Here is a 26,645-nt window from a genome sequence, read left to right on the forward strand (position 1 = left end):
CCCCACCCCACCGCAGCAACCCGGCCAACAGTGCTACGCCAAGAGCGCCACCACCCTCACCACGAGGCGTTGCGCGCCAGCTCCAACGCCATCTCCTGCCACCACGCCCCCGCCGAGGGCCCCCCGTTGCACGTCCCGTCGGACTCGCCCGGGAGCTTCACCCAGAGCAGTGCGTCGAGGTTCGTCCCGTCGTCGACCACCGTCGGCCGCTCACCGAGGGCGCGTCCCCTCGGGTTGCACCAGGTATCGCCGGGGCCGTTGCCGTTGCGCGATGTGTCGATGACGTACGGACGCCCGCCGATCTGCGCCGAGACCTGCTCGCCGTACGCCTTCGCCTCGGCCGTCGTCCGGTAGTTCGACGTGTTCAGGGCGAACCCGACGGCATCGGCGAAGCCGACCTGCTGCAGACGGCTCGCGGCCTCGCCGGCACTCAGCCAGGCGGAGTGCCCCGCGTCGATGTACACGCGGGCGCCCGCGTCGGTGAGCGAGTTCGCGGCATACCGGAGGAAGCCGATCCGGTCGCCCTGTCCGTCGCAGTCGCCGAGCTGGGCGAGAGCGTCGGGCTCCAGGATCACCCACGGCTCTCCCTGGATCCCCGAGGCGACCGTGTCGACCCACTGCGCGTACTCGCTCTCCTCGACGCCGCCGCCGGAGTGGCTGCCGCAGTCGCGGCCCGGGATCGCGTACACGGTGAGTACGGGGATCTTGCCCGCCGCGACGGCGCGGGAGGTGTAGTCGACGACCTCCTGGCGGGCGTGTTCGGGGTCGACCCAGTTGCCCACCCAGTAGGACTGCGGCGTCAGCGCGATCTTCTCCAGCAGCGCCTTGTCCGTGCCCGACGCCGCCTGCCACGCGTCGTACGCCTGGTTGCCCGTGTCGACGTAGAACTCGCCGGCCGGCTGTGTCGGGTCGTCGGTCGGGTCGTCGGTCGGGTCAACGGTCGGGTCGTCCGTCGGGTCGTCGCTGGGGTCGTCGGTCGGCTCGCCACCGACGTCGCCCGTGCACGTCGTGCCGTTCATCGCGAAGGACGACGGCGTGCCGGCCGTTCCGCTCCCGATGAACCCGAACGACGCGGAGCCGCCCGTGCCGAGACCGCCGTTCCAGCCGACGTCGGATGCGCTCACTCCGCTGCCGGACTGCGTCACGTCGGCGTTCCATGCCTGCGTGATGCCTTCCCCGCCGGTGAACTGCCAGGTCAGCTCCCAGCCGGAGACGGCGTCGCCCAGGTTGGTCACGGTGACGTCGGCCTGGAAGCCGCCGCCCCACGAGTTCGTGATGCGGTACTCGACGTCGCAGCCCTCGGCTGCCGCGGCGCTGGTGGCGGCGACGGTCGCCGCGGTGAGGGCGCCTCCGGTGCCCAGCGAGACGACGGCGGCCAGTGCGGCCCACCTCGCTCGTCGTCGGGAACTCGAGGTACGCATGGGGATCTCCTTCGATCGGTGCTGTTCCAGCCAGACCGTACGGAGGCACGCCCGTGCACCGGCACCCGACGAACCGTTTAGACACGTGACCTGCGCGGGAAGCCGCCACAGGCCCACAACCCGGTCATGGAAGAACCCGCCACCAGATCGACGTGTCGTACAACTTCACATTGTCGCGAATCTGTGTAACAGTTTTCCCACGGCGCCCCGCACGGGGCGCCGGCCAACTTCACCAAGCAGCACTTCACCAAGCAGCACTGCACCAGCACCACGCAGGCAGCCCCCGAGCACACAGCCACCGGAGGTCAGCAACGTGACGCATTCGAATCGCTCGACCGCGACGCAGAGCACGAATTGGGCGCTCGCCCGTTCCCGGGGCTCGAACCCCGCAAGGCTGCTGGAGCTGAGGGTCGGCGGATTCGGCCGGCGCGAGTTCCTCACCATGGCCGGCATCGGGTCGGCCGCCACCGCGATCTGCATTGCGATCGCCGCGCTCGATCCCGCGCTCTTCTTCGGTTCCTCCTGGTGAACCGTCCCGGTTGAGCCCTGCCCGCGCGAGCCCTCGCGGACGCGGCCACCACATGCCGCCCTGGGCGGCGACCTCAGGCCGACGGGCCCGGACAACGGCGTTCGGGCCCGTTTCCTCTGCCCTCCGGAAAATTCCCGTGACCTGTGGTGACGTCGGCCATGGCCGCCGCCGTCCGCGCTCACTACGCTGAGGCGATGACCGAGCTCGAGTACGACGTCGTCGACAACATCGACGCCTCACGCTACGAGGCCCGCCTGACCGGCGGAGCCGTGGCGGGCTTCCTGGAGTACCGCACCGAGGGCGACAGGATCGTCATGCCCTCCACCGTCGTGAACCCGCAGCACCGCGGGTACGGCGTCGCCGCCCGCCTGGCACGGACGGCCCTGGAGGACGCCCGGGCGGCGGGCAAGAAGGTGGAGCCGATCTGCTGGTACGTGGCGGAGTACATCGAGAAGCACCCCGAGTACGCGGACCTCGTCGGTTAGACGGGCGCGAGACTCCGTGAGGTGCGCGGACCTGGCACTATCGACCTATGCACCCGCGCGCCGGAACTGTTGCGACCGCTGACGACCTGATCGACGTCGACCAGGTGGTCGGCGCCTACTACGACCTCACGCCCGACCCCGCGGATCCCGCCCAGCGGGTCGTGTTCGGCACGTCCGGGCACCGGGGTTCCAGCCTCGACACCGCGTTCAACGAGGCCCACATCATCGCGACGACGGCGGCGATCGTCGAGTACCGCCGCGCGCAGGGCACCGACGGGCCGCTGTTCATCGGACGCGACACGCACGCGTTGTCGCTGCCCGCGTGGCAGACCGCGCTCGAGGTGCTCGCGGCGGCCGGAGTCACCGTCATGGTCGACGCGCGAGACTCCTACACGCCCACCCCCGCGGTCTCGCAGTCGATCCTTCTGCACAACGAGGCCCTCTCCGAGGCCGGCGTGCGCACCTCCGGCCCGGGCCTGGCGGACGGCATCGTCGTCACGCCCAGCCACAACCCGCCCCGCGACGGCGGGTTCAAGTACAACCCGCCGCACGGTGGCCCCGCCGGCTCGGAGGCGACCGGATGGATCGCCGGCCGCGCGAACGAGATCCTGGCCTCCGGCGCGGGTACGATCGCGCGGGTCTCGCTCGAGGCCGCGCTGGGCGCGGAGACGACGCACCGGCACGACTTCCTCTCCACCTACGTCGACGACCTGGCGACGGTGCTCGACCTGGAGGCGATCCGGTCGGCCGGCGTGCGGATCGGTGCGGACCCGCTGGGCGGGGCGTCCGTCGAGTACTGGGGAGCGATCGGCGAGCGTTACGGCCTCGACCTGACCGTCGTGAATCCGCAGGTGGACCCGCGATGGGCGTTCATGACGCTCGACCACGACGGCAGGATCCGGATGGACTGCTCGTCGCCCTCGGCGATGGCGTCCCTGGTGGCGCGCATGAACCCGGCCGACGGCACGAGCGCGCCGTACGACATCGCCACGGGGAACGACGCCGACTCCGACCGGCACGGCATCGTCACCCCCGACGCGGGGCTGATGAACCCCAACCACTACCTCGCCGCGGCGATCCGGTATCTCTTCTCGGGGGCGCGCCCGGAGTGGCCGGCGTCGGCCTCGATCGGGAAGACCCTCGTGTCGTCGTCGCTCATCGACCGGGTCGCGGGCGATCTCGGACGGCGGGTCGTCGAGGTCCCGGTCGGGTTCAAGTGGTTCGTGCCCGGCCTGCTGTCGGGTGACGTCGCGTTCGGCGGCGAGGAGTCTGCCGGGGCGTCGTTCCTGCGCCGCGACGGACGGGTGTGGAGCACGGACAAGGACGGGCTGCTGCTGGCGCTGCTCGCCTCCGAGATGCTCGCCACCACCGGGAAGACTCCGTCACAGCACCACGCGGACCTCGTGCGGCGGCACGGCGACTCCTGGTACGCGCGCGTCGATGCTCCGGCGACCCGCGAGGAGAAGGCGGCTCTGGCCGCGCTGTCGCCGTCGGACGTCACGGCGGCCGCGGTGGCCGGGCAGCCGATCACGGCGGCCTTGACCGAGGCCCCCGGGAACGGCGCGAAGATCGGTGGGCTCAAGGTGACGACGAAGGACGCGTGGTTCGCGGCGCGGCCGTCCGGCACGGAGGACGTGTACAAGATCTACGCCGAATCGTTCCTCTCGGCGGACCACCTGACGGAGGTCCAGGCGGCCGCACGTGAGGTCGTGAGCGGGGCGCTCGCCGGGCGATGACCCGGCGAGCCGGAGCCGCGGAGGGCCGGCCGGACAACCCGCGGGAGCATCGGCCGGCGTGATCGGTGCCGCCGCGGCACCGATCACATCTTTCTCAGCTACTTTGCGTGCGCCCGCGGATCCAGCCTTGATACGTTGCTGAGGCTTTCACTCGATCTTCACGTCGGGTCGTCCTCGGGGCGGCCCCAAGGAGACCCATGCTCGTCTTCATCGTTCTCGGCATCCTCGGACTCATCCTCGGCCTGCTCTCGGTCACTCTCGGTGATCTCTTCGAGCTCGGCGACGGCGCCCTGTCCGGCACCTCGCTCGGCGCCGGCCTCTTGCTGTTCGGCGCCACGGGCGCCGTGGTGACGTCGTCCGGTCTACCGGTCGTCGCCACCTACCCGATCGCGGCCGTCATCGGGCTCGCCGTGATCCTGCTCGTGAACCTCCTGCTGAAGCGGCTGCGGCAGTCCGACGACGCGACCCCGAGATCGGTCGTCGGGCAGCAGGGCGCGGTGACCTCCGAGGTGTCGACGGCGCACGGCGAGGTGTCGCTCGACAACGAGCTGGAGACCCGGATGGCCTTCGCGGACGGGCCGATCCCGCAGGGCGCCCGGGTCACCGTCGTCGAGCAGCACGGCAGCCGCGTGAAGGTCACGCCGGCCGAATGACCGGCGCCGAACCAGCCCCGGGCCCGTCGTCGTGAGTCCGCGCCGTCACGACCACGTGACGCTTCTCGACGGCGCGGCCCGCGCCACCCCACCAGGACGTCCAGCAAGGAGTGCACATGTCCCCTGACAGCCCGGGTCTCGTCGGCGTCATCGCCGTCGTCGCCGTCATCGTCGCCGTCGTCATCCTGATGGCGTTCGTCTCCAGCAGGATCCGGCGGGTCCCGCCGAACCAGGCGCTCATCGTCGTCGGGCGAGGCGCCGGCAAGCGCGAGGCCGACCTGGCCAACCAGAAGGTCGTGGTCGGCGGGCGTACGTTCGTCTGGCCGGTGCTGCAGCAGGGCTTCTCCATCTCGCTGGAGCAGCGCCAGATCGGGATCGTCGTCGAGGGCGTCGACGCGAACCGCATCAAGGTCGCGATCAAGGCGTCGGTGAACTTCAAGGTGCGCGGTGACGAGGAGGGAGTGCGCCGCGCCGCCCAGCGCTTCCTGTCCCAGCAGGACATGCTGACCGAGATCATCAAGGAGGCACTGGAGGGTTCGCTGCGCTCGATCGTGGGCGACATGACGCTCGAGGAGATCATCTCGGACCGCAAGGGCCTGTCGGACCGCGTGGTGCAGTCCACCAAGATGGACCTCGCCGAGCAGGGCCTGCAGATCGACATCCTGAACATCTCTGACATCTCCACGCCTGGTTCGGACTACCTGGAGAACCTGGGCCGCGCCGAGTCCGCGCGGGCCCGGCAGCTCGCCGAGGTCTCCGAGGCCGAGGCGAAGCGCATCTCCGAGTTCGCGGTCATCGAGGCCGCCGAGCAGATCGCGCAGCGGCAGAAGGAACTGGACCTGAAGAAGGCCGCGATCAAGGCCGAGACCGACAAGGCCCAGGCCGAGGCGGAGGCCGCGGGCCAGCTCGCCCGCGCGGAGCAGGACCGGAACGTCGCCATCGAGGAGCGGGAGGCGATGGCGGAGAAGGCCCGCGTGGAGCAGGAGCGCCTCGACATCGAGATCCGCAAGCCCGCCGAGGCCCGCGCCTACGCGCAGGTCCAGGAGGCGAACGCGCGCCGCGACGCCGAGAACGCCTCGACCCAGGCCGACGCGTTCAAGCGCACCACGATCGCGGAGGCGAACAAGACGGCCGCCATCCAGGACGCGGAAGCGGCCGCCGAGGCCGTGCGCCGTGCCGGTGAGGCGGAGCGGGACAAGCAGGTCGCCCTGGCCGCCGGTATCCGGGCCGAGGGCGAGGCCCGTGCCGCCGCCGTCGAGGCCGAGGGCCGCGCCGAGGCCGCCGCCACCGACGCCAAGGCCGAGGCCCTGCGCAAGTACGGTGAGGCGGCACTGGCGCAGGAACTCATCGAGCGGCTGCCCGAGATCGTGCGCGCCGCCGCCGAGCCGATCGGCAACATCGCGGGCATGACCGTCGTCTCCACCGACGGCGCCTCCGCGCTCACGAAGAACGTGGCGAGCGTCCTCGGCGAGGGCCAGGGCGTGATCAAGCAGCTGACGGGCGTGGACATCAACGAGCTCATCAGCGGCGTCGCGGGGAAGGGCATCACCAGGCCGGCGACGGACAGTTCCCCTGCCACGGACGGGTCGGCCGCCAGGTAGCGGGTCCGGCGACGGCGCACCGCCGCGGACACGGCGACGCCGGGTCAGCTCGTCGCTGACCCGGCGTCGCCCGTCCCGGGCGGGCTACCGCGGCGGGGTGCCGCTCAGGCCTCGTCAGCCTGGAGCTTGCGGCGCAGGCCGATGAGCCCCGCGCCGGCCGCGACCAGACCGGCCGCGATGCCCGCGAGAGCACCCGACTCGCCGCCGGTGTAGGCCAGGGTGCCCGGGTTCTCGGCGACGGTGTCGGAGGCGGGCTCCACCTCGGAGATGGCGTCCTCACCCGTGTCGACCGGCGCGGTCCCCGGATCCGTCTCGACGGGGTCGTCGACCTCCTCGGCCGGCGGGGCAGGAGTCGGGTTCTCGCCCCCGCCCCCGGTGCCGCCGTCGGTCGGCGGGTCCGTCGGATCGGTCGGCGGATCGGTCGGGTCCGTGGGCGGGTCCGTCGGGTCCGTGGGCGGATCGGTCGGATCGGTCGGCGGGTCGGTCGGGTCGGTCGGCGTCTCGCCGCCGCCGCCCTCGCCGCCGCCGCCCTCACCGGGGTCGTCACCGTCGCCGCCGTCACCCGGGTCTCCCGGGTCGTCCGACGGGACGACGGCGTCGACGACGCGCTCGACCGCACCCGTCGCGCCCTCGACGATCCCGCCGACGAGACCCGGCTCGCCGTCGTCCTCGGCGGTGGTGTCGGCGTCGGCCGCGGTGGTCTCCGCATCGGTCTCGGCGGGCTCGTCCGCCTCGGCGGCCGTGCCGGTCGCGTCCGCCTCGGCGGCGGCGCGGACCGCCTCCTGCGTCGCGCCGTCGAGGTCCAGGTCGCCGGCCTCGGTGCTGCCGCTCGTCGCGGTCGGCTCGGTGGCATCCCCCTGCTCGTCCGCCAGGGCAGCATGGCCTCCGGCGGCGACGAGCCCGCCGGCCACCACGACCGTGGTGACGAGTCGGCTGAACTTGTTCTGCATGCTCGATTTCCTCCGGTTGTTCCGTCGGACGCGTGAGTGCTCGGACGCGTGCGTCCTCAGACACTTCCGGGCAACATCCTTCACAACTCGGACGAAATAATCCAGCAATATGACCGGTTTCGATCGGCTTTTCTGAAGATTTCACGTCGACATTGCCTAGGGAGGACCCTGGGGCCGGCCCGAAGGACGAACCGGCCCCAGTGCCTCCTGCAGCGGATCGGTCCCCGTACCGCCGCCGTTCGACGACGTCCCGGATCCCGCCCGCACGGTACGGGCGTCGGCTGGAGGCGCCCCCCAGCGGCACCTCCGGCGTCGACCCCTGACATCCGGCGGATCGCGATCCCCGATCGCGGGCACACCCCCCAGCGATACCCCGCGAAGAACCGCGAACCAGATGTCAGCCGTCCGCCGGCGACGTACCCACGGGGAACGCGCCGGCGACCAGGATCTTCCGACAACTCGACAGAACACGCACAGAAGTCATCCGTGCCGACGATATGGAGATCCGTGCACAACTGTGAACCCAATTCGCACGTCGTGCAACGGGACCGCGAAGCTCGCGCGACCTCTAAGCCACGACCGTACCGAACGCCAGTCCCAGGAGGTACGTCACCGTCGCGGCGCCGAACCCGATGAGCAACTGCCGCACCGCCCGGGTGAGCGGTGAGGCGCCGGACAGCAGACCCACGATCGCCCCGGTGGCGAGGAGCGCGATGCCGACGAGGACGGAGGCGACGGCCACCGCCGCACCCCCCGCGAGCCCGAGAAGGTAGGGCAGGACGGGAATCAGCGCGCCGGACGCGAAGAAACAGAACGACGAGAACGCGGCACCCCAGGCGGTCCCGTGCGTCTCGTGCTCGTCCACGCCGCCGGATCCCTCCACCGCGATGCTCACTTGCGCCTCGGCGACGGCCTCCCCGCCGTCGGCCTCCGCCTCCGGCGCACCGCCGCGCGGACCGACGACGGCGGGGGCGGCGAACGGGGCCAGGATCTCGTCCGCCCGAGCCTGCGCCTCGTCGGGGGTCAGGCCCCGGGCACGGTAGACGAGGGCCAGTTCGTTGGCGTCGAGGTCCAGGTGCGGCAGGGCCGCGGCGGTGTCCGGCGACGGCGACGACGCCTCCAGCAGTTCGCGCTGCGACCGCACCGACACGAACTCCCCCGCGGCCATCGACAGGGACCCGGCGAGCAGCCCCGCCAGCCCGCTGAGGAGGATCGTCTGCTGCGGGACCCCCGAGGCACCGACGCCGAGCACCAGGGCGAGGTTCGAGACCAGCCCGTCGTTCGCTCCGAACACCGCGGCGCGGAAGGTGCCGGACAGCCGGTTCCGTCCGCGGGTCGCGAGACTGCGCACCACCTCCTCGTGGATCTGCTCGTCGGCGGCCATCGTCGCGGTGGCGTCCACGTCCCGCGAGTACGCCGAGCGGGCCTCGGCGCGCTGTGCGAGCGCCAGCACGAACACCCCGCCGAACCGGCGGGCCAGGAGTCCCAGGACGCGGGAGCGCCATTCCGTCCGCAGCGGCTCGCCGACGTCGTCCCCGAGCAGGTCGAGCCAGTGCGCCTCGTGCCGCTTCTCGGCCTCGGCCAGCGCGAGCAGGATCGCGCGCTCCTCACCCGTGCGGCGGCGTGCGAGATCACGGTACGACGCGGCCTCGGCGCGCTCGGCCGCGAGGTAGCGCCGCCACCGGCGGATGTCGGCCCGTGTACGACGACGCGACGGGTGCTGGCCTGCGGCACGCTCTGCGGAGGTGGGTCCGGACATGCTGCCATGATCGCAACGTGCACCCGGCCGTGGGTTGCGGGGAAGCGGGCCACGGATTCCGGGAAGGCATCCGCGCTGGTTTCCGGCACCCGGAACTCGCCGTGTCAAGCATGTCGCCCTACCCAGCATCGCGTTCGGCAGGGCACAATGGACGCCGTGATCATCCTCAGCGCCCACGGGGACGCCCTCGGTGACCCGGGTGCGATCGGCTGGGCATGGATCGACCACACGGACGGGAACTTCGACTCCGGCGGCGCCGCCAGCGGCACCGACCAGTCCGCCGGGCTGACCGCCGTCCTCCGCGCGATCGAGGCCCACCCCGGCGACGAGCCGCTCCTCGTGGAGTCCGGGTCGCAGCAGGCCATCCGGGTCGCCTCGGAGTGGCTGCCGGTCTGGAAGGCCAACGGCTGGCGCACCGCGGCCGACGAAGCCGTCCCCGACGCCGACATCGTCCGCGCCCTGGACCAGGCCGTCGCCGCGCGCACCGGCCCCGTCCGCTTCCGCCACGTCCGCGGGCACATCGACAGTCCGTTCCACGAGCGCGCCCGACACCTCGCGGAACTCTCCGCCGCCGACTGGTCGGCGGGACGGGGCGATCTCGACGGCTTCCTGATCGGGAACATGCCACCGTCCGCACGAAGCGCGGACCTGGCCGACGAGCCGGCCAAGGACGCGGTGGGCGACGGCGGGGTGGAAACCCCGCGCGCGTCACGCCCCGGCACCTCGCACGACGGCCGTGGCGACACGGCCGACCACCAGGAGAGCTCCCGGGCCGCATGGGAGTCCGCGACCCTGTTCTGACAGGCCCGACAGGTCGGCTGGGAAGCCCTCCCGGCCGACGACGGGAAGCAACCGATCACGACGGCGTGGCGGCGCGCAGGCGCTGCTGGGCGATCGCCCGCGGGACGGCGACCCCTGTCAGACGGATGTGAGGCTCAGACGGACGTGAGGCTCAGGCCGTCCTCCTGCACGTCGACGGCCACGGCGCCCATCCCGGTGAGCGCGTCCGCCTCGGCACGGAACTCCAGCCGGTCGGCGACCGTCCGGGCGTGCTGCGCCATGTCTCGCGCGATCGTGACGCTCTCACCCAGGTAGCTCGACGGATCGATGAGCCGGCGGATGTGCGCCGGGTCGAGGTGTTCGCGGACCGCGGCGTTCTGGAGCAGCAGGTCGAGGAAGGACGCGTCGCCGACGGCGGCCGCCTGCGCGACGTCGTACACGATCTCGTGCGCACTCTGCCGCCCGATGCGCTCGCCGAGTTCCAGCATGAGCGACTCGGAACTCATCAGACCCTGCGACAGCGCCAGGTTCTCCCGCATCCGCTGCTCGTCGACCTCGAGCCCGGACATGATGACCGACAGCCGCACGAGCAGGTCGCCGGACAGCACGGCCGCCTGCGCGATGACGTCCTCCAGCAGCGCGGTCATGCCGCCGTTCGCCTCGTGATCGTGCAGCATCGACTCGAGCGCCGGGCCGGTGAGCGCACGCACCTGGGCGCTCATGGACTGCATGTCGAGGGCGAGCTGCGGGTTGCGCTTGTGCGGCATCGTCGAACTGCCGACGGTGCCGGCCGGGATCGGCTCGAACGCCTCGCCGAACTCGGGCTGCATCAGCGTGTAGACGTCCTTGCCGATCTTCCCGGCGGTTCCGGCGAGCAGGCCGAGCACCACGACGAACTCGACCATGCCGTCGTTCACGGCCCGCGACGGGACCGGCATCGTCCCCAGGCCGAGCCGCTGGGCGACGCCCCGCTCCACCGCGCGCCCCTGCGGCCCGAAGGACGCGAACGTGCCGACCGCCCCGCCCATGAGAACGCGGAACAGCCGGTCCTCGAGGCGCTCCAGGCGATCGACGGTGGCGGTGAGCTCGTCGATCCACACCGCCGCCTTGAAGCCGAAGGTGACCGGCACGGCGTGCTGGGAATGCGTGCGCCCGGGCATCGGCACGGCGGCGGACGAGTCGGCGAGCTTGGACAGGGCGCGCAGCGTCGTGGCGAGATGTCGCTTGAGCGCCCGGTGCGCGTCGCGCAGCACGAGGATGTCCGCGGTCTGCGTGATGTTCTGGGTCGTGGCACCCCAGTGGATCCACTCGCCGTGCTCGGGCCCGACGACGCGCGTGAGCTCGTCGACCAGCGGCATGAGCGGGTGGCTGGCCGTCGCCGTGGCCTCGGCGATCCGGTCCATGTCCAGGTTCTCGATCCGCGCGGCGGCCTCGATCGCCGCCGCGGCGCCCTCGGGGATCAGTCCGACCTCGGCCTCGGCCTGAGCAAGTGCCGCCTCGACGTCGAGGCGGCGCTGGAATCGGTTCTCGGCGCTGAAGAGGTGCTTGATGCCGGGCTCGGGCACTCGGCCGTCGGTGTAGCGTCGAATCGATTCGTCGGACATCTTCGCAGCCCCCATGGGGTCGTCGAGTGGAGCGGGCGACCACAGCCTAGCCGAATGTTTCCTGGATGTTAACCGCATGGCGGCATAGGCAGGGGGTGAAAACGGCCGGGGGCGTGCCGCCGACGCATCGGCCGCTCTGCCGCCCGAGGTGGAGAGGACGCGCGAGTGGCAGCGCCGCCCACGACGACGCCGCCACTCGAGCGCACTCTCAGTCCGTGCAGGTCACGGCGACCTCGGCGGGGGCGGTGCCGTTGGCCGTGAACCCGTAGCCGGTGGACCCGCCGGGGCTCAGGGTCCCGTTCCAGCCGACGTCGCTCGCGGTGACGGTCGATCCGCTGACGGAGTGGTCCGCGTTCCACAGGCTCCCGAGCGTGGTGCCGGCGGGCAGCGTGAACCGCGTGGTCCAGCCGTCGACGCCGGACGCGCCTGCTGTGACGGTGATCTGGGCCTGGTAGCCGCTGCCCCAGTCGTTCACGACGTCGAACGCTGCCTCGCACGCGCCGGGATCGCCGGTCGGGTCGTCCGTGGGATCATCCGTCGGGTCGTCGGTCGGGTCGTCGGTCGGGTCGTCCGTCGGATCCGGGCCGCCGAACACGCTCGCCTTCACGGACGTCTCCGAGAGCCCGTCAGGACCGGTGATGACCCGATCGCCCCAGGCCGTGCGCTGGGCGGGGTCGAACTGCCGCACCATGTCGAGATAGTCGACGCCGCCGCTGTTGCCGCTCCAGGACCAGGCGAACCAGCCGATGCCCTGGGACCGGGTGTACGACATGATCGTGTCCTCGTCCGGGTTGCCGTCCGAGTGGTCGTGCCCGAACTCGCCCACGATCAGCGGCAGGCCCATCGCGTCGAACGCGTCGATGTAGTCCGTGACGGTCTGCGCGGCGGAGTACACCCCGTACATGTGGACGGAGAACACGGTGTTGCCGTCCGGGTCGGCTGCCGCCACCTGCGGAGCCTGCGCACGCATGATGCCCTGCCAGTCCTGGCCCCAGTTGGGGGCGTCGACAACGATCGTGTGGTCGAACCCGGCGTCGCGCAGCCGCTGGATCGCGGCCGAGGTGTCGGCCGCCCAGCCCTGGTTCGTCGCCGCGTCGTTGCCGTAGGGCTCGTTGCCGATGTTGACGAGCACGTAGTCCTCGGTCCCTTCCAGTACCGACTGCAACGAGATCCAGTAGTCGACCGCCTCGTCGAGCGTCGAGGCCGCGGCCTCCTCGCCGTAGCCCGTGGTGTCGTGGTCCTCGAGCACGCAGATGAGCTCGTTCTGCCGGCAGAGGTCCACGACGTTCGCCACGTCGGCGGGACCGTTCTGGTTCCATCGCGTGCCGTCGCTCAGCACCACCCGCACGGCGTTCGCCCCGGCGTCGTCGATGTCGGCGAACGCCCCGGTCTCGTTCTGGTACCAGGTGTGCATATGGCTGATGCCACGCAGCAGCAGTTCCGTGCCGTCGGCCTCGACGATCCGGTCGCCCACGATGTGGATGCCCACGTCCTGTGCGTCGGCGGACTCGGCGGCGCTGGGCAGCGCCATGGCCGTCGGTGCGGCGAGCAGCGCGGCACCGCCCGCGGCGGCGAGCAACGCCTTTCGTCTGGGTCGCATGAACTCCCTCGTTCCCGGGCACACGGCGCAGGCCCTTGCTGCCCGACGACGAACCCGCGCACCCCGCGGGACCACTGTCGCCATCCCACCCGGAAAGACCCAGCACCTTAAGCGATTAACTTGTTGGAACGAAAGGGGGAAAGCGCTATCGAAAACGATGTCGCCGGCGGCGGGAGCCGATTGCGATCCACGACGCCGGTCGTTCCTGCCGGCCGCTCAGGCCGTGGGCGCGACCGCCTTCGCGCAGCGACCGCGCATCTCGTCACTGAGCCGGCAGTCCCCGGCGGCGTCCCCGGCGAGCAGACGCCGGGCCAGATCGGCGAGCACCACGGGGTCGGGGTCCCCCTGCTCTCCCTCGCGGGGCGTGACGCCGCGCGCCGCCGAATAGTACGCGGCGAACCAGTCAGCGATGCGGACGCCGTGCTCCGGCACGTGGACCACGTCGATCGTGTCTCCCGCCCCGATCTCCCCTGCCTCGGTGACTCGCAAGTACGCACCGGTGCGATTCGCCGCCGTGAAGCGGCGCACCCAGCGCTCCTCGCCCATGCGGCGCTGGAACGTCGCGCAGGGCGTGCGCGGCTGGGTGACCTCCAGAACGGCGGAACCCACGCGCCACCGCTCGCCCACCACGGCCGTGCTCACGGCGAGGCCCGACGTGCGCAGGTTCTCGCCGAACAGCCCGGGCGTGATCTTCCGGTCGAGTTCGGTCGCCCAGTGCTCGGCGTCCTCCTCGGCGTAGGCGTAGACGGCCTGGTCGGGCCCGCCGTGGTTGGCGCGGTCGGCCTGGACGTCCGCGTACAGGCCGAGCCGGCGCGCTTTCACCCGGGCCCCCACGGCCCGCTTGTCGATGGCGGTGGTGCCCACGGAGCCGGAGTCCGGCAGCAGCTGGTGGACGCGGCAGACGGCGACGACGGATCCCATGGCGGCAATCATGCCAGCCGGTCCCTGTCAGTTGTCCCGGGGATCCGACCTTCGCACGAGGTCCTGGAGGGTGCGCTGCACCTGCTCGACGTCGGGCACGTCGTCGAGCACCATGCCCTCGCGGTCGGATCCGTCCGAGATGACGAGCGTGCCGCAGCCGAACAGGCGGTCGCTCAGCTGCTTCTCGAACGTCACGTCGTTGATCCGGTACAGCGGGATGTCCCGGCCGGTGTGCGTGAGAATGCCGGTGCGCAGCGACACCCGCTGGTTGGTGATGACGTAGGTGGTGGTGACCCACTTCAGGTACGGCGGGATCGTCGCGGCGATCACGAGCAGGACGGCGGCGGCGGTGGCGAACAGCGGCGCCCATGACGGCAGCCCGAACATCGGCGCGACGATCCAGGCCGCGACGGCGATCGCCGCGAGCACCACGATCCACGCGACCGGCTTCAGGAGCACCTTGCGGTGCGTCCGCAGCCGCATGACGACGGACTCACCCTCGGCAAGGTGCTCATCTCGAAGACCCATGCGAGGCATATTGCCACGAATCGGAACCGCCGCGGTACGGGCGCGGCCGGATCGGGCACGACAGGACTCGACCATTGAATCGGCATGTGTCAATATAGATGCATGTCGATCCAGGACAGGGCGAACCCGGGTGGCGCCGCGGCCGAGCGGCACGCCATCGGCACCGACGCGGCGAACGCCGTCGCGCACACTCTCAAGGCCCTCGCGGACCCGCTGCGGCTGCGCATGCTGTCGGCGATCGCCACCGATCCGAACGGCGAGACCTCCGCCGGGGACCTGGCCACGCTGACCGACGTCGCTCAGCCGACCGTGTCCCACCATCTCAAGGTGCTGCGAGACGTCGGGCTGCTCACCTCCGAGCGCCGGGGCACGTTCGTCCTCTACCGGATCGAGCCCGGCTACCGCGGGGCCATCAACACGCTGCTGGACAAGTTCGCCCCCTCCGCCGTGAGCGTGGGCAAGGGCCCTCACATCACCGGCCTGGCCGACGTCGACCACGAGCTGACCAGCCTCGCCGCGTCCCTCGCGACCCGCGTACCCGGGACCACCCCCGAGGAGTCGCTTCGCGTGGTGCGCGAGTCGTACGCGGCGCTCGCCCGCCGCGGCGGCATCCCGACCCACCTCGTGGCGCTCACCGAACACTTCGCCCACCAGCGGCTCGACGACCTCGTCAAGGCGCGGGAGTCGGGCGACGAGACCGGCGCCGCGGCCAGGCCGACGGAGGCGGAACCGGCACCCGTTCCCCACCGGCCGTCGGAGGCCGCGGACGGCGCCCGAACCGATGCGTCCGGCCCCGCCACGACCGCCCTCGATCCCGGGGCCGGCGCCGCCGGCACCGCTCGCAAACCCCAGGTCCTGTTCGTCTGCGTGGCCAACGCCGGACGCTCCCAGCTCGCCGCCGCTCTCATGGCGCACTACGCGGGCGACCGCGTGGTGGTGCGATCCGCGGGATCCGCGCCCGCGCCCGACGTGCACGACACCGTCCGAGAGCTCCTGGCCGAGATCGACCCGCCCGGGGCAGAAGCCGGCGCGGATCGCGTCGTCTTCCCCAAGCCGCTGACCGACGACGCGGTCCGCGCGGCCGACGTCGTCGTCACCATGGGCTGCGGAGACGCCTGCCCCGTCCTGCCGGGGAAGCGGTACGAGGACTGGGTGGTGGGCGATCCCGCCCTGGCGTCCCCGGCAGGCGTGGCGGCCATCCGCGACGAGCTCGACCGCCGCGTGCAGACCCTCCTGGCGGAGATCCTGCCCGGAGAACCGATCCGTCCCTGAATCCCCCTCGCCCGTCCCGGCCCTCTCGGAACGTCCGGGCCACGGACGTGCGCGGCCTCCTCCCGACACACGACCCACGAGATCACCTGGAGCACCCATGAGCACCACCCCGTCCGCCCTGTTCGTCTGCGTCCACAACGCGGGCCGTTCCCAGATGGCCGCGGGATTCCTGCGCGAGCTGTCCGGCGGCGCCGTGGAGGTTCGCTCGGCCGGTTCCGAACCCGCCGAGCAGATCAATCCCGTGGCCGTCGACGCCATGCTGGAGAAGGGCATCGACATCCGCGCCGAGCGACCCAAGGTCCTGACCACCGACGCCGTGCAGGCGTCCGACGTCGTCATCACCATGGGCTGCGGCGACGCCTGCCCGATCTTCCCCGGCAAGCGCTACGAGGACTGGGCGCTCGAGGACCCGGCGGGCCAGGGAATCGAGGCGGTGCGGCCGATCCGCGACGAGATCGAGAAGCGCGTACGGTCCCTCATCGCCGAACTGGGCGTGGAGGCCGTGGCCTGATGTCGGGCACGACGGCGGTCGAGGCCGGGACCGAAGGAGACGTGCCGGAGGGCGCGGGGCCGGGGGACCACTCGGGAAGGGGGGTGCGGTCCGATGCCCCGGCGGCCCTCGCTCCCGGCGAGGACGCCGTACCGGGCGTGAAGCACCGTGAACGCGTTGCCGGGACGACGGCCGGGCAGGTCGAGGAACTCGCGCTGTGGCGCCGCGCCGTCGCCGAGGGCCTCGGCACCTGCCTCCTGGTCACGGTGGTGGTGGGCTCCGGGATCATGGCGCAGCAGCTGTCGGACGACGTCGGGCTGCAACTGCTGGAGAACAGCCTGGCCACGACGCTCGGGCTGGCGGTGCTGATCGCCGTGCTCGGGCCCGTGAGCGGAGCGCACCTCAATCCGGTGGTGACGCTGGTGGACTGGTTCACGGGACGCGGTGCGGCGTCGCGGACCGACTCCGGGAACGATCCCCGCACCACCCCCCGGAAGGGAGGCGGGACGGAGGACGCTCGCCCGCCCGGCCGGCTCGCCGTCGTCGGGACCTACGTCGCGGCCCAGATCGCGGGCGGGATCGCCGGCGCCGTCCTGGCGAACGCCATGTTCGTCGCACCCACCGCGCTCGCCACGACCGACCGGGCCACGGCGCCGCACCTGCTCGCCGAGGTCGTCGCCACCGCCGGGCTCGTCCTGGTCGTCCTGGGCCTGCTGCGGTCCGGGCGGGAGGCCTGGGTGCCCGCCGCCGTCGGGTCGTACATCGGCGCGGCGTACTGGTTCACGTCGTCGACGTCGTTCGCGAACCCCGCGGTGACGGTGGGCCGCATGTTCAGCGACACCTTCGCGGGGATCGCGCCGGGTTCGGTGCTCCCGTTCGTCGCCGCGCAACTCGTCGGCGGCGCGCTCGCGGTGGGGTTGGCGGCGGTGCTGTTTCCCCGCGCTCGCCAGGAACAGCTCCCCGCCTGAGGTTGCGCGCCCACGGCCCGGCCCACTGCCGGTGCCGCTTCCCGGCGTGAGCTGGTCGGCCCAGGACCGCCCCCGTCAGTCGGACGAGCGGCCGTGGGCGAAGCCGGTGGCGAATCCGAGCTCACGACGCTCCGGCGGGGCGCCGATCGTGACGGGCTGCGGCGCCGACGGGACGCCGCAGCAGGCGTCGGCCCCCGTGAGCGCCGCCGCGAGCGCGTCCGCCGGGACCGTACCGTCGTCGTCGGCCTGCAGGGCGAGGTTCGAGGAGCAGACGCCCGTCTCCGGGAGCTGGAGCTGCACCTCGTCGGCGGCGGCGCGGTCCCCGGCAAGCGCCGCCGCGATCGATCGGACCTGCTCATAGCCGGTGGCCAGCAGGAACGTCGGGGCGCGGCCGTAGGACTTCATGCCCACGAGGTAGAAACCGTCGTCGGGGTGGGCGAGCTCGGCCTCACCGTGCGGCGGGACGGTGCCGCAGGAGTGGTGGTTCGGGTCGATGAGCGGCGCGATCCTGCTCGGCGCCTCGACGACGGGGTCCAGGTCGAGGCGCACCTCTCGCAACATGCCGAGCTCGGGCCGGAACCCGGTGGCGGCCGCGATGGTGTCGACGGCCAGGTCGAGCGGACCGTCGACGCCGTCACGTCGCCCGGATCCGACGACCCGGACGGCCTCGCCGTCGAGGGGGGACAGCGCCTCGATGGCCACGCGCGTGACGAGAGCGACGTGGCCGGCCTCGACCGCGTCGCGCAGGCGGGTGCCGAGCAGGCCGCGCGCCGGGAGCTGGTCGTCGGAACCCCCGCCGTAGAGTCGCCGTGGGGAACCGCCGCGGATGGCCCAGGTGATCCGGGTGCCCGGCTCCTGCTCGGCCAGCTCGACGAGGCTGAGCAGGGTGTTCGCGGCGGAGTGGCCCATCCCGACCACGAGGGCGTGGCGCCCGGCGAAGCGGTGCCGGTCCCGGCCGAGCACGTCCGGGAGCGGGCCGGCCAGGAACGCGGCGGCGTCGGCCTCGCCGGCCGCCGGCAGGCCGGACGTACCCAGCGGGTTGGGCGTCGCATAGGTGCCGGACGCGTCGATCACGGCCCGGGCGAGGACGTCACCGGCGTCGGTCCGTACGAGCCAGGGCCTGCGCTCGCGGCCGAGCGAGCGCGTCCGGTCGGCGCCCTGGCGTGCGACGGCGGTCACCCGGGCACCGAAGCGCACACGGTCGCCCAGTGCTTCCGCGAGCGGCACGAGGTAGCGCTCGACGAGGTCGGCGCCGGTGGGCAGGGCGTCGGGATCCGGCTCGACCCAGCCGCCCGGCGTCGTGTCGGTGGAGACGAGCAGGCGGCGGGCGGCCGCATCGATGTCGAAGCGCCAGGGCGAGAAGAGGCGGACGTGACCCCAGTCGGCCACGGCGGCGCCCGGGCCGCTACCCGCCTCCAGGACGAGTGGTTCGAGTCCGCGCTCCAGCAGGTGGGCCGCGGCGGCGAGCCCGGTCGGCCCGGCCCCGATGACGACGACGGGAAGCTCCTCGCGGGGCGTCTCGGTCATGTCCGCTCCTTTGATCGAAATTGGTCGATGGACGCGGTGACAACATATCCACAAACTTCGATGCGTCGCAAGATGGTGGCACCGCGTCGTCCCGAGCCTCCTGGCGAGAATGTCAGACACCCGAGGCATGCTGGTCGGGACGAAGGGAGTCATCATGTCCGAGACACAGCAGGCAGGGATCGCCCGGATGGGTTCGGTCGTCCTCGACGTACCGGACCTGGCCGCGTCCGCGCGGTTCTGGACCGCCATGACCGGCGGGGAGATCCTGTCGCAGGACGACGAGTGGGTGTCGACCCGCACGTCGGACGGCTGGGGTCTGCACTTCCAGCACGCGCCCGACCTGATCCCGCCCGACTGGCCGGGGCAGGACCGTCCGCAGCAGCTCCACCTCGATCTCCGCACGCCCGACGTCGCCGCGGCGAGCCGCGAGGCCGTCGAGCGCGGGGCCACGGTGCTGCGGGAGAACGAGGAGTGGACCACGCTCACCGACCCGGCCGGTCATCCGTTCGACCTCTGCGTCGCCGAGGACAACCCCGGCACGACCGTCATGGGCCTGACCTTCGACGTCCCGGACTCGCACGCCGCCGCGCAGTTCTGGTCGGCGCTCATCGGCGAGCCGGTCCTCTACGACCAGGACGGGATGGCCATGACCGGTGGCGATCGGCCGCTGCTGTTCCAGCAGGTGGAGAACTACACCGCGCCCGCCTGGCCGGATCCCGCGCGGCCGCAGCAGGGCCACCTGGACGTGTTCGTGGACGACCTCGACGCCGCCGAGGAGGCCACTCTGGCGCTCGGTGCGACCCGGCTGCCGGGCCAGGGCGAGACGTTCCGGGTCTTCGCCGACCCGGCCGGCCACCCGTTCTGCCTCTGCCTCAACGAGGAGTGACACGACCCGAACGAAGAGTGACGCTGCGTGGCCTCTATTTCGCCGTTGCCTGGACGTAGGTGAGGCGGCCCATGGACCAGTCCTCGTGGGCGATCTCGCGGGCGTTCTCCAGGCCGGCGTCGGTGAGGAGGCGCGGGATGCCGTCGTCGAGGTTGGCGACGACCACCCGGCTCGTCGCGCTCCGTCGGCGGAGCGGGGCGGTCAGGTGGTTCCACAGGTGAGCGAGGCCGCCGCCGTGGCCGGCACCACCGTGGTGGGCATCGCCGTGGCCGGCATCAGCGTGGTCACCGCCCAGGTCGAGGATCGTGACCTTCCCGCCCGGACGAAGGACCCGCGCCACCTCGCGGGCGAACACCGGACGCTCGTCGTCGGGCACATGGTGCAGGGCCATGGAGGAAATGACGTGGTCCACGGTGCCGTCGTCGGCCGGGAGCCGGTCGGCGAAGCCACGCACCAGCGTGCCCTTGCGCCGGGCCCGGCGCAGCTTCCGGGCGGCGAGCTCCAGCGCCTGAACGTCCGGGTCCAGCCCGGTGACCACCGCACCGGGGGCGACGTCGAGCACCGCGAGGAGAAGGCTGCCGGTGCCGCAGCCGACGTCGAGCACCGACTCGCCGTCGCGGATGCCGGCCAGCTCGACCGTCCGCGCGTACCGGCGGCGCATCCCGAGCATGCGGACGGTGACGTCGAAGAACGGTGTCAGCCAGCTCTTTCCCATCCCGGGCAGGAACTCCCGGCCCTCCGTCCCCGGATCGGTGTCGTCGATGATGCGAACGTCGGGTGGGGTACTCATGGTGCTTCCTCCGTAGCGGCGGCGTGACAGTCCTGGAATGCTTCCTGGTGGACAGGATCGGCCGCCGCCGGGCGGCACGGCAGGACGGAACTTCGGCGGTATGGGAGATTCCTCGGGCGTCGGACCGGAGGCCCGTGCGGACGACGACGGCGCGCGCCCCGCACGCCGCGCCCGCCTGCGCCGGGTGCGCTCCGACGGCACCCCGGTGTACGGCCACGACGCCCGCCCCGGGCTCCCGCCGATCGGCATCGTGCGCCTGCATGCCGACAGCCACCAGACCGGCGGGCACCGAGCCGACAGCCACGAGACCGGCGAGCGCCGAACCGACGGGCTCGGGGGCGCCGCATTTCCCCACCGCCCCCACGTCCACGACTTCCACGTCCTGCTGTACGTTCACCGAGGCAACGGCAGCGTCCGGATCGACGGCGCGACGCATGCCCTCCACGACGGCGACGTGTTCGGCGTCGCCCCGGGCCGGACCGTCGAGCCGGGCGAGCCGCTCGAGTCGGGTGACGATCTCGCCTGGGCGGTGCACTTCCTGCCGGACGTGATCCCCGCTCTGGCCTCCGTCTCGCCGCTCGCCTGGGACCACCATCCGCTGTTGCGGATCTTCTCGCCGGCCGGCGCGGTTGCCTCGCCTCCCTCGCCCGACCCGTCGCGGCAGGACCAGGACGGCGCGGCGGGCGCGAAAGGCGCGGAAGGCGCGCGCGATCCTGCGGGCGGGATCGCCTCGGTGCCCGGCCCCGAGCGAGAACGCTGGCTCGGCTGGTTCGAGGATCTCGTCGAGGAGACCGGGCACCCCGAACGCACCGGTGCGCCGGACGCGATGGTGGCCGGGCTGACCCGCCTCCTCGTGGCCGCCGCGCGACTGGCGCCCGGGCCGTCGATCGTGCCCGACCCCCTCGTCGTGCGGGTGTTCGAGCAGGTGGAGAACATGTTCCGCGACCCCGTGTCGGCGGGGGACGTGGCACGTGAGCTCGGCTACACGCCGGGACATCTGACGACCGTGGTCCGCGAGCGTTCGGGACGGACCGTGGGCGAGTGGCTCGCCGAGCGCCGCCTCACCGAGGCGCGGCGTCTGCTCCTGGAGACGGACCTGCCGCTCGGCGCCGTCGCCGCCCGGACGGGGCTGGCGGACGGCGCATACCTCGGCAGGCGCTTCCGGCGCCGCTACGGCACGAGTCCGGACAGGTGGCGCCGGGAGCGGCGGGCGGACATCGCGTCCGCACCACCGCCAGGAACGCCCTGACCCGCACCCCGGTGCGGGTGTGAGCGACCTGGACGACGTGGGAACCAGAGCTCAGGCAGCACCCGCGGCCTGAAGCCCGGACGCCCGAGAAAGGCGATGTCCGGGAACCCCGCACGGAGTTCCCGGACAGTCAGTCCGTGGTCGCGCCGCTCATCGTCGCTGCCAGGGACTCCTCCACGAGCGCCGTGAAGATCCCCTCGAGGACCCGCGGCCCCACCGACCAGGAGGTGAGCAGCTCCGTAACCGTGACGGTGCCCAGGTCGCTCGCGGTCTCGAGGCCGTGGCGCCGGAGCACGTTCCGCTGACGCGACGGGAGGTCCAGGTTGTTGAGGTTCAGTTCGCCGGGGAGGCGGGGGAACACCGATCCGATGTGGCTGGTCGGCCGGTGCTGGATCGCCAGCTTGGCCACCTCCAGGGCGACCGCGGGCACCTCCGACTCGGGAGTGGCGGCGATCGGCTCGGACCAGCGGGGATCGGGCTGGTTGGCGTCGAGGCCGGCGACGCCGACGAGCCAGGGGAACGCGTCCGTCCACAGCAGGGTGGGCGGCGTCTCGGGCGCTGCTGCTTCAGTCATTCAGGTTCCTGGGCGCAATCTCGCATCGTCGGTCGGTGGTTCTAGCATCCCCAACCTCACCAGGTTATCCGGCGATGCGACACGAAAATCGTGGAACTTCACCCACTCCGAGCGGGTGAAGTTCTCAATGGTGCCCGACCTGGAGCGCCGCACCGCCGGATCGTCCGCGCCGCCGACGCTCCGTCCGTCACTCCATCGGGTGCAGCAGCCGGTGCAGGAACTGCCGCGTGCGCTCCCTGCGCGGCTCGCGGAACATCCGCTCGGGGTTCCCTCGCTCGACGACGACGCCGCCGTCGAGGAACAGCACCTCGTCGGCCACGGCCCGGGCGAACTGCAGCTCGTGGGTGACGACCACCATGGTCCAGCCCTCGTCCGCCAGCTCCTTCATCACCGCCAGCACCTCACCGACGAGCTCGGGATCGAGGGCCGACGTCGGCTCGTCGAACAGCAGCAGCTCCGGCCGCAGCGCGAGGGCGCGGACGATGCCGACCCGCTGCTGCTGTCCTCCGGACAGCTCGTGCGGGTAGGCGTCACGCTTCTCGGCCAGCCCGACCCGCTCCAGGAGCTCCGTGGCACGCCAGGTGGCCTCGGCACGCGGCACGCGCTGCACCTGGACGGGTCCCTCGATGACGTTCTGCAGCACCGTGCGGTGCGGGAACAGGTTGTGCTGCTGGAACACCATCGCCGAGCGGTCGCGGAGCGCGAATCGCTGCTGCTTGGTGATCTTCCGGGAGAAGTCGAGCGTCAGTGGTTCGCCCGCGGGCGACTCGGCGTCCGGGACGCCTCTCCGAACCTGTCGCCGCGACGGCGCGGCGGTGATGGTTCCGGCGTCAGGCATCGCCAGGCCGTTGAGCGAGCGCAGCACCGTCGTCTTGCCGGATCCGGAGGGCCCGATCAGCGCGGTGACGCTGCCCCGGCGCACCTCGAGGTCGATGCCCCGCAGCACGTGGTTGTCCCCGAAGGTCTTGTGCAGTCCGCGCACGGTGAGGAGGGGCGTGCCACGCCGGGCACGGTCCTCGGGCTCCAGCACGTCGCCGGGCCCCTCCGGCCCGGCACCGGTTGCGTCAGTGGGCGACATAGCGGTCCAGCCTCTTCTCGAGCGCGCTCTGCCCGGCCGCGAGGGCGGTGCAGAAGATCCAGTAGATCAGTGCCGCCTCGAGGTAGAGCAAGAGGATCTGGTCGGGGTTGCCGGCGGCGATCTCCTGCGCCTTGCGGAACTCCTCGGTCACCAGGATGGTCGAGGCCAGTGACGTGTCCTTGACCAGCGAGATGAACGTGTTCGACAGCGGCGGCACCGATACCCGCGCCGCCTGGGGCAGCACGATCCGCCGCAGGGTCCGTGCGGTCCCCATGCCGACCGTGTACCCGGCCTCCCACTGGCCGCGCGGCACGGAGAGGATCGCGGCCCGCACGATCTCGGCGGCGTAGCCACCGACGTTCAGCGAGAACGCGACGATGGCGCTCGGCCACGGGTCGATGACGACGCCCAGGTTCGGCAGGCCGTAGAACACGATGAAGAGCTGCACCAGCAGCGGCGTGCCGCGGATGACCGACACGTAGGCCGTGCCGATCCAGGCCAGGATCACGTTCGGCGACAGCCGCAGCAGCGCCACGAACAGCGCGATCACCAGGCCGATCGCGAACGAGACGAGCGTCAGCGGGATCGTTCCGGTCAGCCCGCCGGACAGGATGGGCCAGAACGCGTTCCGGGCGAGTTCCCAGTCCACTTACTCGGAGACGTCGTCGCCGAAGTACTTCTCGCTGAGCTCGGCGAGCGTGCCCTCCGCACGCAGTTCCTCCAGGGCGCCGGTGATCTCCTCGGCGAGCGCCTCACGCTCCGGCGTCACCACGAACGCCGACTCGGACGTCTCGTCCGTCTCCGCCGCGATCTTGAGGCCGGAGTCCGCGTTCTCGTTCACGTAGTCGAGGTAGGTGAGCGTGTCGTTGATCGTGGCGTCCACCCGCCCGTTCCGCAGGAGGGAGATGGACTGTGCCCAGCCCTCGACGTTCTCGATCTCCGCGCCCGACTCCTCGGCGAGGTCGCGCCAGTTGCTCGTCAGCGACTGCGCCGTCGTCTTGCCCTCCAGGTCGTCGAACGAGCTGATGTCGTCGTTGTCCTCCGTGACGACGATCGCCCCGCGCGACACGGTGTAGGGCGCGCTGAACGCGTACTGCTCCTCGCGCTCCGGAGTGATCGTGACCTGGTTGGCGATCGTGTCGAACCGGCCCGCGTCGAGTCCGGCGAAGATGGCGTCCCACTGCGTCTCGGCGAACTCGGTCTCGAGGCCGAGCTTCTCGGCGACGGCCTCCGCCACCTCCACGTCGTACCCCACGAGCTCGCCCGAGTCGTCGTGGTAGCTGAAGGGCCGATAGGTGCCCTCGGTCGCGACGGTCAGCGTGCCACCGCGGACCAGCCCGAGGCCGTCGTCGTCGCCGGTGTCGCCGGACGAGCACGCGCCGAGTGCCAGGAGGGCGGCCGAGGCGGCTGCGACTGTGGCGAGTGCGCGGGTGCGGGTCATGTGGGGGCCTTTCGGATCGTCGGTGCGCGGGATGTTACCGCGCGACCTCCGCGACCTCCTATCAGGTCCACGGATGTCACCCATCAACAGTAGCGATGGTTGGTGTCGTTCCTCGCCCCGCGCGGCGGTGAGAGGTGTCACGCCGGACGATCACACGTGCCGCACGGCGGGGGCTTACCTTTGCCTCGTGACCACACTGATCCTCTCCCGCGCCCGGGTGCTGGGCGCGGACCAGCTCGTCGACATCCAGGTCTCGTCCGGCACGATCGCGGGGATCACGCCGGCATCGTCCGGCGCGGCCGCGGCCGACGGGCACTCCCCGCGGATCGGCGCCGGGGCGCCGGAGGTCGTGGACCTGGACGGGCGGTGGGTGCTGCCGGGACTGTGGGACGCGCACACGCACATGGAGCAGTGGGCGCTGGTCCGGCGGCGGCTCGACGTCGCGCCGGCGTCCTCCGCCGAGCACGCCGTCCGCCTCGTGCGGGACGCCCTGGACTCCCGCGCCGCCGAGGGCACCGATGCGGACGAGCCGCTGGTCGGCTTCGGGCTGCACTGGGCGACCTGGCCGGAGCCCCCGACCGCGGTGATGCTCGACGCCGTGGGCGACGTGCCGGTGGTGCTGCTGTCGTTCGACCTCCACTCCGCCTGGGTGAACACGGCGGGCCTGCGGCGCCTGGGCGTCGAGCATCCGACCGGGCTGCTTCTCGAGGACGAGATGCTGCCCGCCGAACAGCTCGACCATCCGTCCGGCGCCACTCTGGACCGGCTGGTGCACAGCGCCGGCCAGGCCGCCGCGGCGCGGGGCGTGGTCGGCGTCGTGGACTTCGGCATGGACGACAACATCGGCGCATGGCGGCGTCGCGTACGGTCCTGGGACGGACTACGGGTGCGGGCTGGTGTCTGGTACTGGGACCTCGACGCGGCGCTGGCGGAGGGCCTGCGCACGGGCGACCCGCTGGGCGGCGCGGTGGACGCACCGCGCGGCCGGACCGGAGGCCTTCCGGGCCGGCCGGCGCGCAGGCCGCTCGTCGAGATGGGATCGCTCAAGGTCATCAGCGACGGCTCCCTGAACTCGCGGACCGCCTGCTGCTTCGACCCGTACGCGGGGTCGGACGGACCCGACGCGCACGGCATGCTCAACGTGCCGCCCGAGGAGCTCCAGCTGCTCATGAAGCGTGCCACCGACGGCGGCCTGACCTGCGCCATCCATGCGATCGGAGACCGGGCCAACGCCCTCGCGCTGGACGCCTTCGAGACGACCGGGGCGCGCGGCTCGATCGAGCACGCGCAGCTGGTGCGCTGGTCGGACGTCGAACGGTTCGCGGCCGGCCGCGTGACCGCCAGCGTGCAGCCGGAGCACGCGATGGACGACCGTGACGTCGCCGAGGGACTGTGGCCGGACCGTACGGACCGCGCGTTCCCGCTGGCGACGCTCGCCGCCGCCGGCGTACCGCTCGCGCTGGGGTCCGACGCGCCCGTCGCCCGCCTCGACCCGTGGTTCGCGATCGCGTCGGCGGTAACCCGGTCCCGCGGCGGCCGTGAGCCCTGGCACCCCGAGCAGGTGCTCACCGTGGAGCAGGCGCTCGAGGCGTCGACGGACGGGCGCGGCGTCGCACCGCGCGCGGGCGGCCCGGCCGATCTCGTCGTGCTCGACGGCGACATGCCGGGCCTCGGCGCGCACCAGGACTACCTGGTGCAGCCCGCCGACCCGTCCGACGTCTCGGAGGCGCTCCGCACGATGCCGGTCGCGGGCACGCTCCTCGACGGGGAATGGACGCATCGGGTGCTCTGACGGCTCACGGG

The 26,645-nt window shown here is 72.1% G+C and carries 25 protein-coding genes; 12 read left to right on the forward strand and 13 right to left on the reverse strand.

What is annotated here, in order from left to right:
* Positions 1–56: 56 nt before the first annotated feature.
* Positions 57–1,421: a glycoside hydrolase family 6 protein gene (locus tag IIE03_RS15035; RefSeq protein WP_192863574.1), complete on the reverse strand. Its 1,365-nt coding sequence runs from the start codon at positions 1,419–1,421 to the stop codon at positions 57–59.
* A 313-nt stretch (positions 1,422–1,734) separates the two neighbouring features.
* Between IIE03_RS15035 and IIE03_RS15040 the strand changes: the two genes are divergently transcribed.
* From IIE03_RS15040 to IIE03_RS15060, 5 genes are all read left to right on the forward strand, one after another.
* Positions 1,735–1,950: a hypothetical protein gene (locus IIE03_RS15040; protein WP_192863575.1), complete on the forward strand. Its 216-nt coding sequence runs from the start codon at positions 1,735–1,737 to the stop codon at positions 1,948–1,950.
* Positions 1,951–2,144: 194 nt separating this feature from the next.
* A complete protein-coding gene (locus tag IIE03_RS15045) occupies positions 2,145–2,435 on the forward strand; it encodes a GNAT family N-acetyltransferase (protein WP_192863576.1) in 291 nt (96 codons plus the stop codon).
* Positions 2,436–2,482: 47 nt separating this feature from the next.
* Complete coding sequence (gene pgm, locus IIE03_RS15050) at positions 2,483–4,171, forward strand: phosphoglucomutase (alpha-D-glucose-1,6-bisphosphate-dependent) (protein WP_192863577.1); 1,689 nt, start codon at positions 2,483–2,485, stop codon at positions 4,169–4,171.
* A gap of 197 nt (positions 4,172–4,368) precedes the next feature.
* A complete protein-coding gene (locus tag IIE03_RS15055) occupies positions 4,369–4,824 on the forward strand; it encodes an NfeD family protein (RefSeq protein WP_192863578.1) in 456 nt (151 codons plus the stop codon).
* Positions 4,825–4,940: 116 nt separating this feature from the next.
* Positions 4,941–6,425 carry a flotillin family protein gene (locus IIE03_RS15060; RefSeq protein WP_192863579.1) on the forward strand — a complete coding sequence of 495 codons (1,485 nt, stop codon included), beginning with the start codon at positions 4,941–4,943 and terminating at the stop codon, positions 6,423–6,425.
* 104 nt (positions 6,426–6,529) lie between these two features.
* On the opposite strand, the gene IIE03_RS15065 is transcribed toward IIE03_RS15060, so the two are convergent.
* Entirely contained in the window at positions 6,530–7,375 is an 846-nt protein-coding gene (locus tag IIE03_RS15065) for a hypothetical protein (RefSeq protein WP_192863580.1), read from the reverse strand.
* Between the two features lie 568 nt (positions 7,376–7,943).
* On the reverse strand, positions 7,944–9,134 hold the full coding sequence (locus tag IIE03_RS15070; RefSeq protein WP_192863581.1) for a VIT1/CCC1 transporter family protein: 1,191 nt from the start codon (positions 9,132–9,134) through the stop codon (positions 7,944–7,946).
* Between the two features lie 147 nt (positions 9,135–9,281).
* Between IIE03_RS15070 and IIE03_RS15075 the strand changes: the two genes are divergently transcribed.
* Positions 9,282–9,935, forward strand: a complete 654-nt coding sequence (locus IIE03_RS15075; RefSeq protein WP_225997820.1) for an RNase H family protein — start codon at positions 9,282–9,284, stop codon at positions 9,933–9,935.
* A gap of 134 nt (positions 9,936–10,069) precedes the next feature.
* On the opposite strand, the gene IIE03_RS15080 is transcribed toward IIE03_RS15075, so the two are convergent.
* The 4 genes from IIE03_RS15080 to IIE03_RS15095 all read right to left on the reverse strand — a co-directional run bounded on the left by IIE03_RS15080 (position 10,070) and on the right by IIE03_RS15095 (position 14,567).
* Positions 10,070–11,518 carry a class-II fumarase/aspartase family protein gene (locus IIE03_RS15080; protein ID WP_192863583.1) on the reverse strand — a complete coding sequence of 483 codons (1,449 nt, stop codon included), beginning with the start codon at positions 11,516–11,518 and terminating at the stop codon, positions 10,070–10,072.
* Between the two features lie 208 nt (positions 11,519–11,726).
* Positions 11,727–13,118 (reverse strand): cellulase family glycosylhydrolase, encoded by a 1,392-nt coding sequence (locus IIE03_RS15085; RefSeq protein ID WP_192863584.1) that lies wholly within the window; start codon positions 13,116–13,118, stop codon positions 11,727–11,729.
* Between the two features lie 216 nt (positions 13,119–13,334).
* Positions 13,335–14,039: an MOSC domain-containing protein gene (locus IIE03_RS15090; RefSeq protein ID WP_192863585.1), complete on the reverse strand. Its 705-nt coding sequence runs from the start codon at positions 14,037–14,039 to the stop codon at positions 13,335–13,337.
* Between the two features lie 27 nt (positions 14,040–14,066).
* Positions 14,067–14,567 (reverse strand): PH domain-containing protein, encoded by a 501-nt coding sequence (locus tag IIE03_RS15095; RefSeq protein WP_192863586.1) that lies wholly within the window; start codon positions 14,565–14,567, stop codon positions 14,067–14,069.
* A 102-nt stretch (positions 14,568–14,669) separates the two neighbouring features.
* Between IIE03_RS15095 and IIE03_RS25935 the strand changes: the two genes are divergently transcribed.
* The 3 genes from IIE03_RS25935 (at position 14,670) to IIE03_RS15115 (ending at position 17,297) form a co-directional block, all read left to right on the forward strand.
* Positions 14,670–15,839, forward strand: a complete 1,170-nt coding sequence (locus tag IIE03_RS25935; protein WP_225997821.1) for a metalloregulator ArsR/SmtB family transcription factor — start codon at positions 14,670–14,672, stop codon at positions 15,837–15,839.
* A gap of 97 nt (positions 15,840–15,936) precedes the next feature.
* The gene (locus IIE03_RS15110; RefSeq protein WP_192863587.1) at positions 15,937–16,350 is read left to right on the forward strand and encodes an arsenate reductase ArsC; all 414 of its coding nucleotides are present in this window, start codon (positions 15,937–15,939) and stop codon (positions 16,348–16,350) included.
* Positions 16,350–17,297 (forward strand): aquaporin, encoded by a 948-nt coding sequence (locus IIE03_RS15115; protein ID WP_192863588.1) that lies wholly within the window; start codon positions 16,350–16,352, stop codon positions 17,295–17,297. The genes IIE03_RS15110 and IIE03_RS15115 overlap by 1 nt, the downstream gene beginning before the upstream one ends.
* A 75-nt stretch (positions 17,298–17,372) precedes the next feature.
* Here the strand turns inward: IIE03_RS15115 and IIE03_RS15120 are convergent, their stop codons facing one another.
* Positions 17,373–18,824, reverse strand: a complete 1,452-nt coding sequence (locus IIE03_RS15120; protein ID WP_192863589.1) for an FAD-dependent oxidoreductase — start codon at positions 18,822–18,824, stop codon at positions 17,373–17,375.
* Positions 18,825–18,978: 154 nt separating this feature from the next.
* Here IIE03_RS15120 and IIE03_RS15125 point away from each other — a divergent pair, with 154 nt between their 5' ends.
* Positions 18,979–19,710 carry a VOC family protein gene (locus tag IIE03_RS15125; RefSeq protein WP_192863590.1) on the forward strand — a complete coding sequence of 244 codons (732 nt, stop codon included), beginning with the start codon at positions 18,979–18,981 and terminating at the stop codon, positions 19,708–19,710.
* A 34-nt stretch (positions 19,711–19,744) separates the two neighbouring features.
* Here IIE03_RS15125 and IIE03_RS15130 read toward each other — a convergent pair whose 3' ends face one another.
* Positions 19,745–20,500 carry a class I SAM-dependent methyltransferase gene (locus IIE03_RS15130; RefSeq protein ID WP_192863591.1) on the reverse strand — a complete coding sequence of 252 codons (756 nt, stop codon included), beginning with the start codon at positions 20,498–20,500 and terminating at the stop codon, positions 19,745–19,747.
* 100 nt (positions 20,501–20,600) lie between these two features.
* Between IIE03_RS15130 and IIE03_RS15135 the strand changes: the two genes are divergently transcribed.
* Positions 20,601–21,749 (forward strand): AraC family transcriptional regulator, encoded by a 1,149-nt coding sequence (locus IIE03_RS15135; protein WP_192863592.1) that lies wholly within the window; start codon positions 20,601–20,603, stop codon positions 21,747–21,749.
* Between the two features lie 130 nt (positions 21,750–21,879).
* Here IIE03_RS15135 and IIE03_RS15140 read toward each other — a convergent pair whose 3' ends face one another.
* The 4 genes from IIE03_RS15140 to IIE03_RS15155 form a co-directional block, all read right to left on the reverse strand.
* On the reverse strand, positions 21,880–22,323 hold the full coding sequence (locus tag IIE03_RS15140; RefSeq protein WP_192863593.1) for a DNA-directed RNA polymerase subunit alpha C-terminal domain-containing protein: 444 nt from the start codon (positions 22,321–22,323) through the stop codon (positions 21,880–21,882).
* Positions 22,324–22,510: 187 nt separating this feature from the next.
* Entirely contained in the window at positions 22,511–23,401 is an 891-nt protein-coding gene (locus IIE03_RS15145; RefSeq protein ID WP_192863594.1) for an amino acid ABC transporter ATP-binding protein, read from the reverse strand.
* Complete coding sequence (locus IIE03_RS15150; protein WP_192863595.1) at positions 23,388–24,050, reverse strand: amino acid ABC transporter permease; 663 nt, start codon at positions 24,048–24,050, stop codon at positions 23,388–23,390. The genes IIE03_RS15145 and IIE03_RS15150 overlap by 14 nt, the downstream gene beginning before the upstream one ends.
* The gene (locus tag IIE03_RS15155; RefSeq protein ID WP_192863596.1) at positions 24,051–24,842 is read right to left on the reverse strand and encodes an amino acid ABC transporter substrate-binding protein; all 792 of its coding nucleotides are present in this window, start codon (positions 24,840–24,842) and stop codon (positions 24,051–24,053) included.
* 187 nt (positions 24,843–25,029) lie between these two features.
* On the opposite strand from IIE03_RS15155, the gene IIE03_RS15160 reads away from it, so the two are divergent.
* Positions 25,030–26,634, forward strand: a complete 1,605-nt coding sequence (locus IIE03_RS15160) for an amidohydrolase (protein WP_318843006.1) — start codon at positions 25,030–25,032, stop codon at positions 26,632–26,634.
* The last annotated feature ends 11 nt before the right edge of the window (positions 26,635–26,645 follow it).

It is taken from the genome of Myceligenerans pegani (assembly GCF_014892515.1).
GTDB lineage: Bacteria > Actinomycetota > Actinomycetes > Actinomycetales > Cellulomonadaceae > Myceligenerans > Myceligenerans pegani.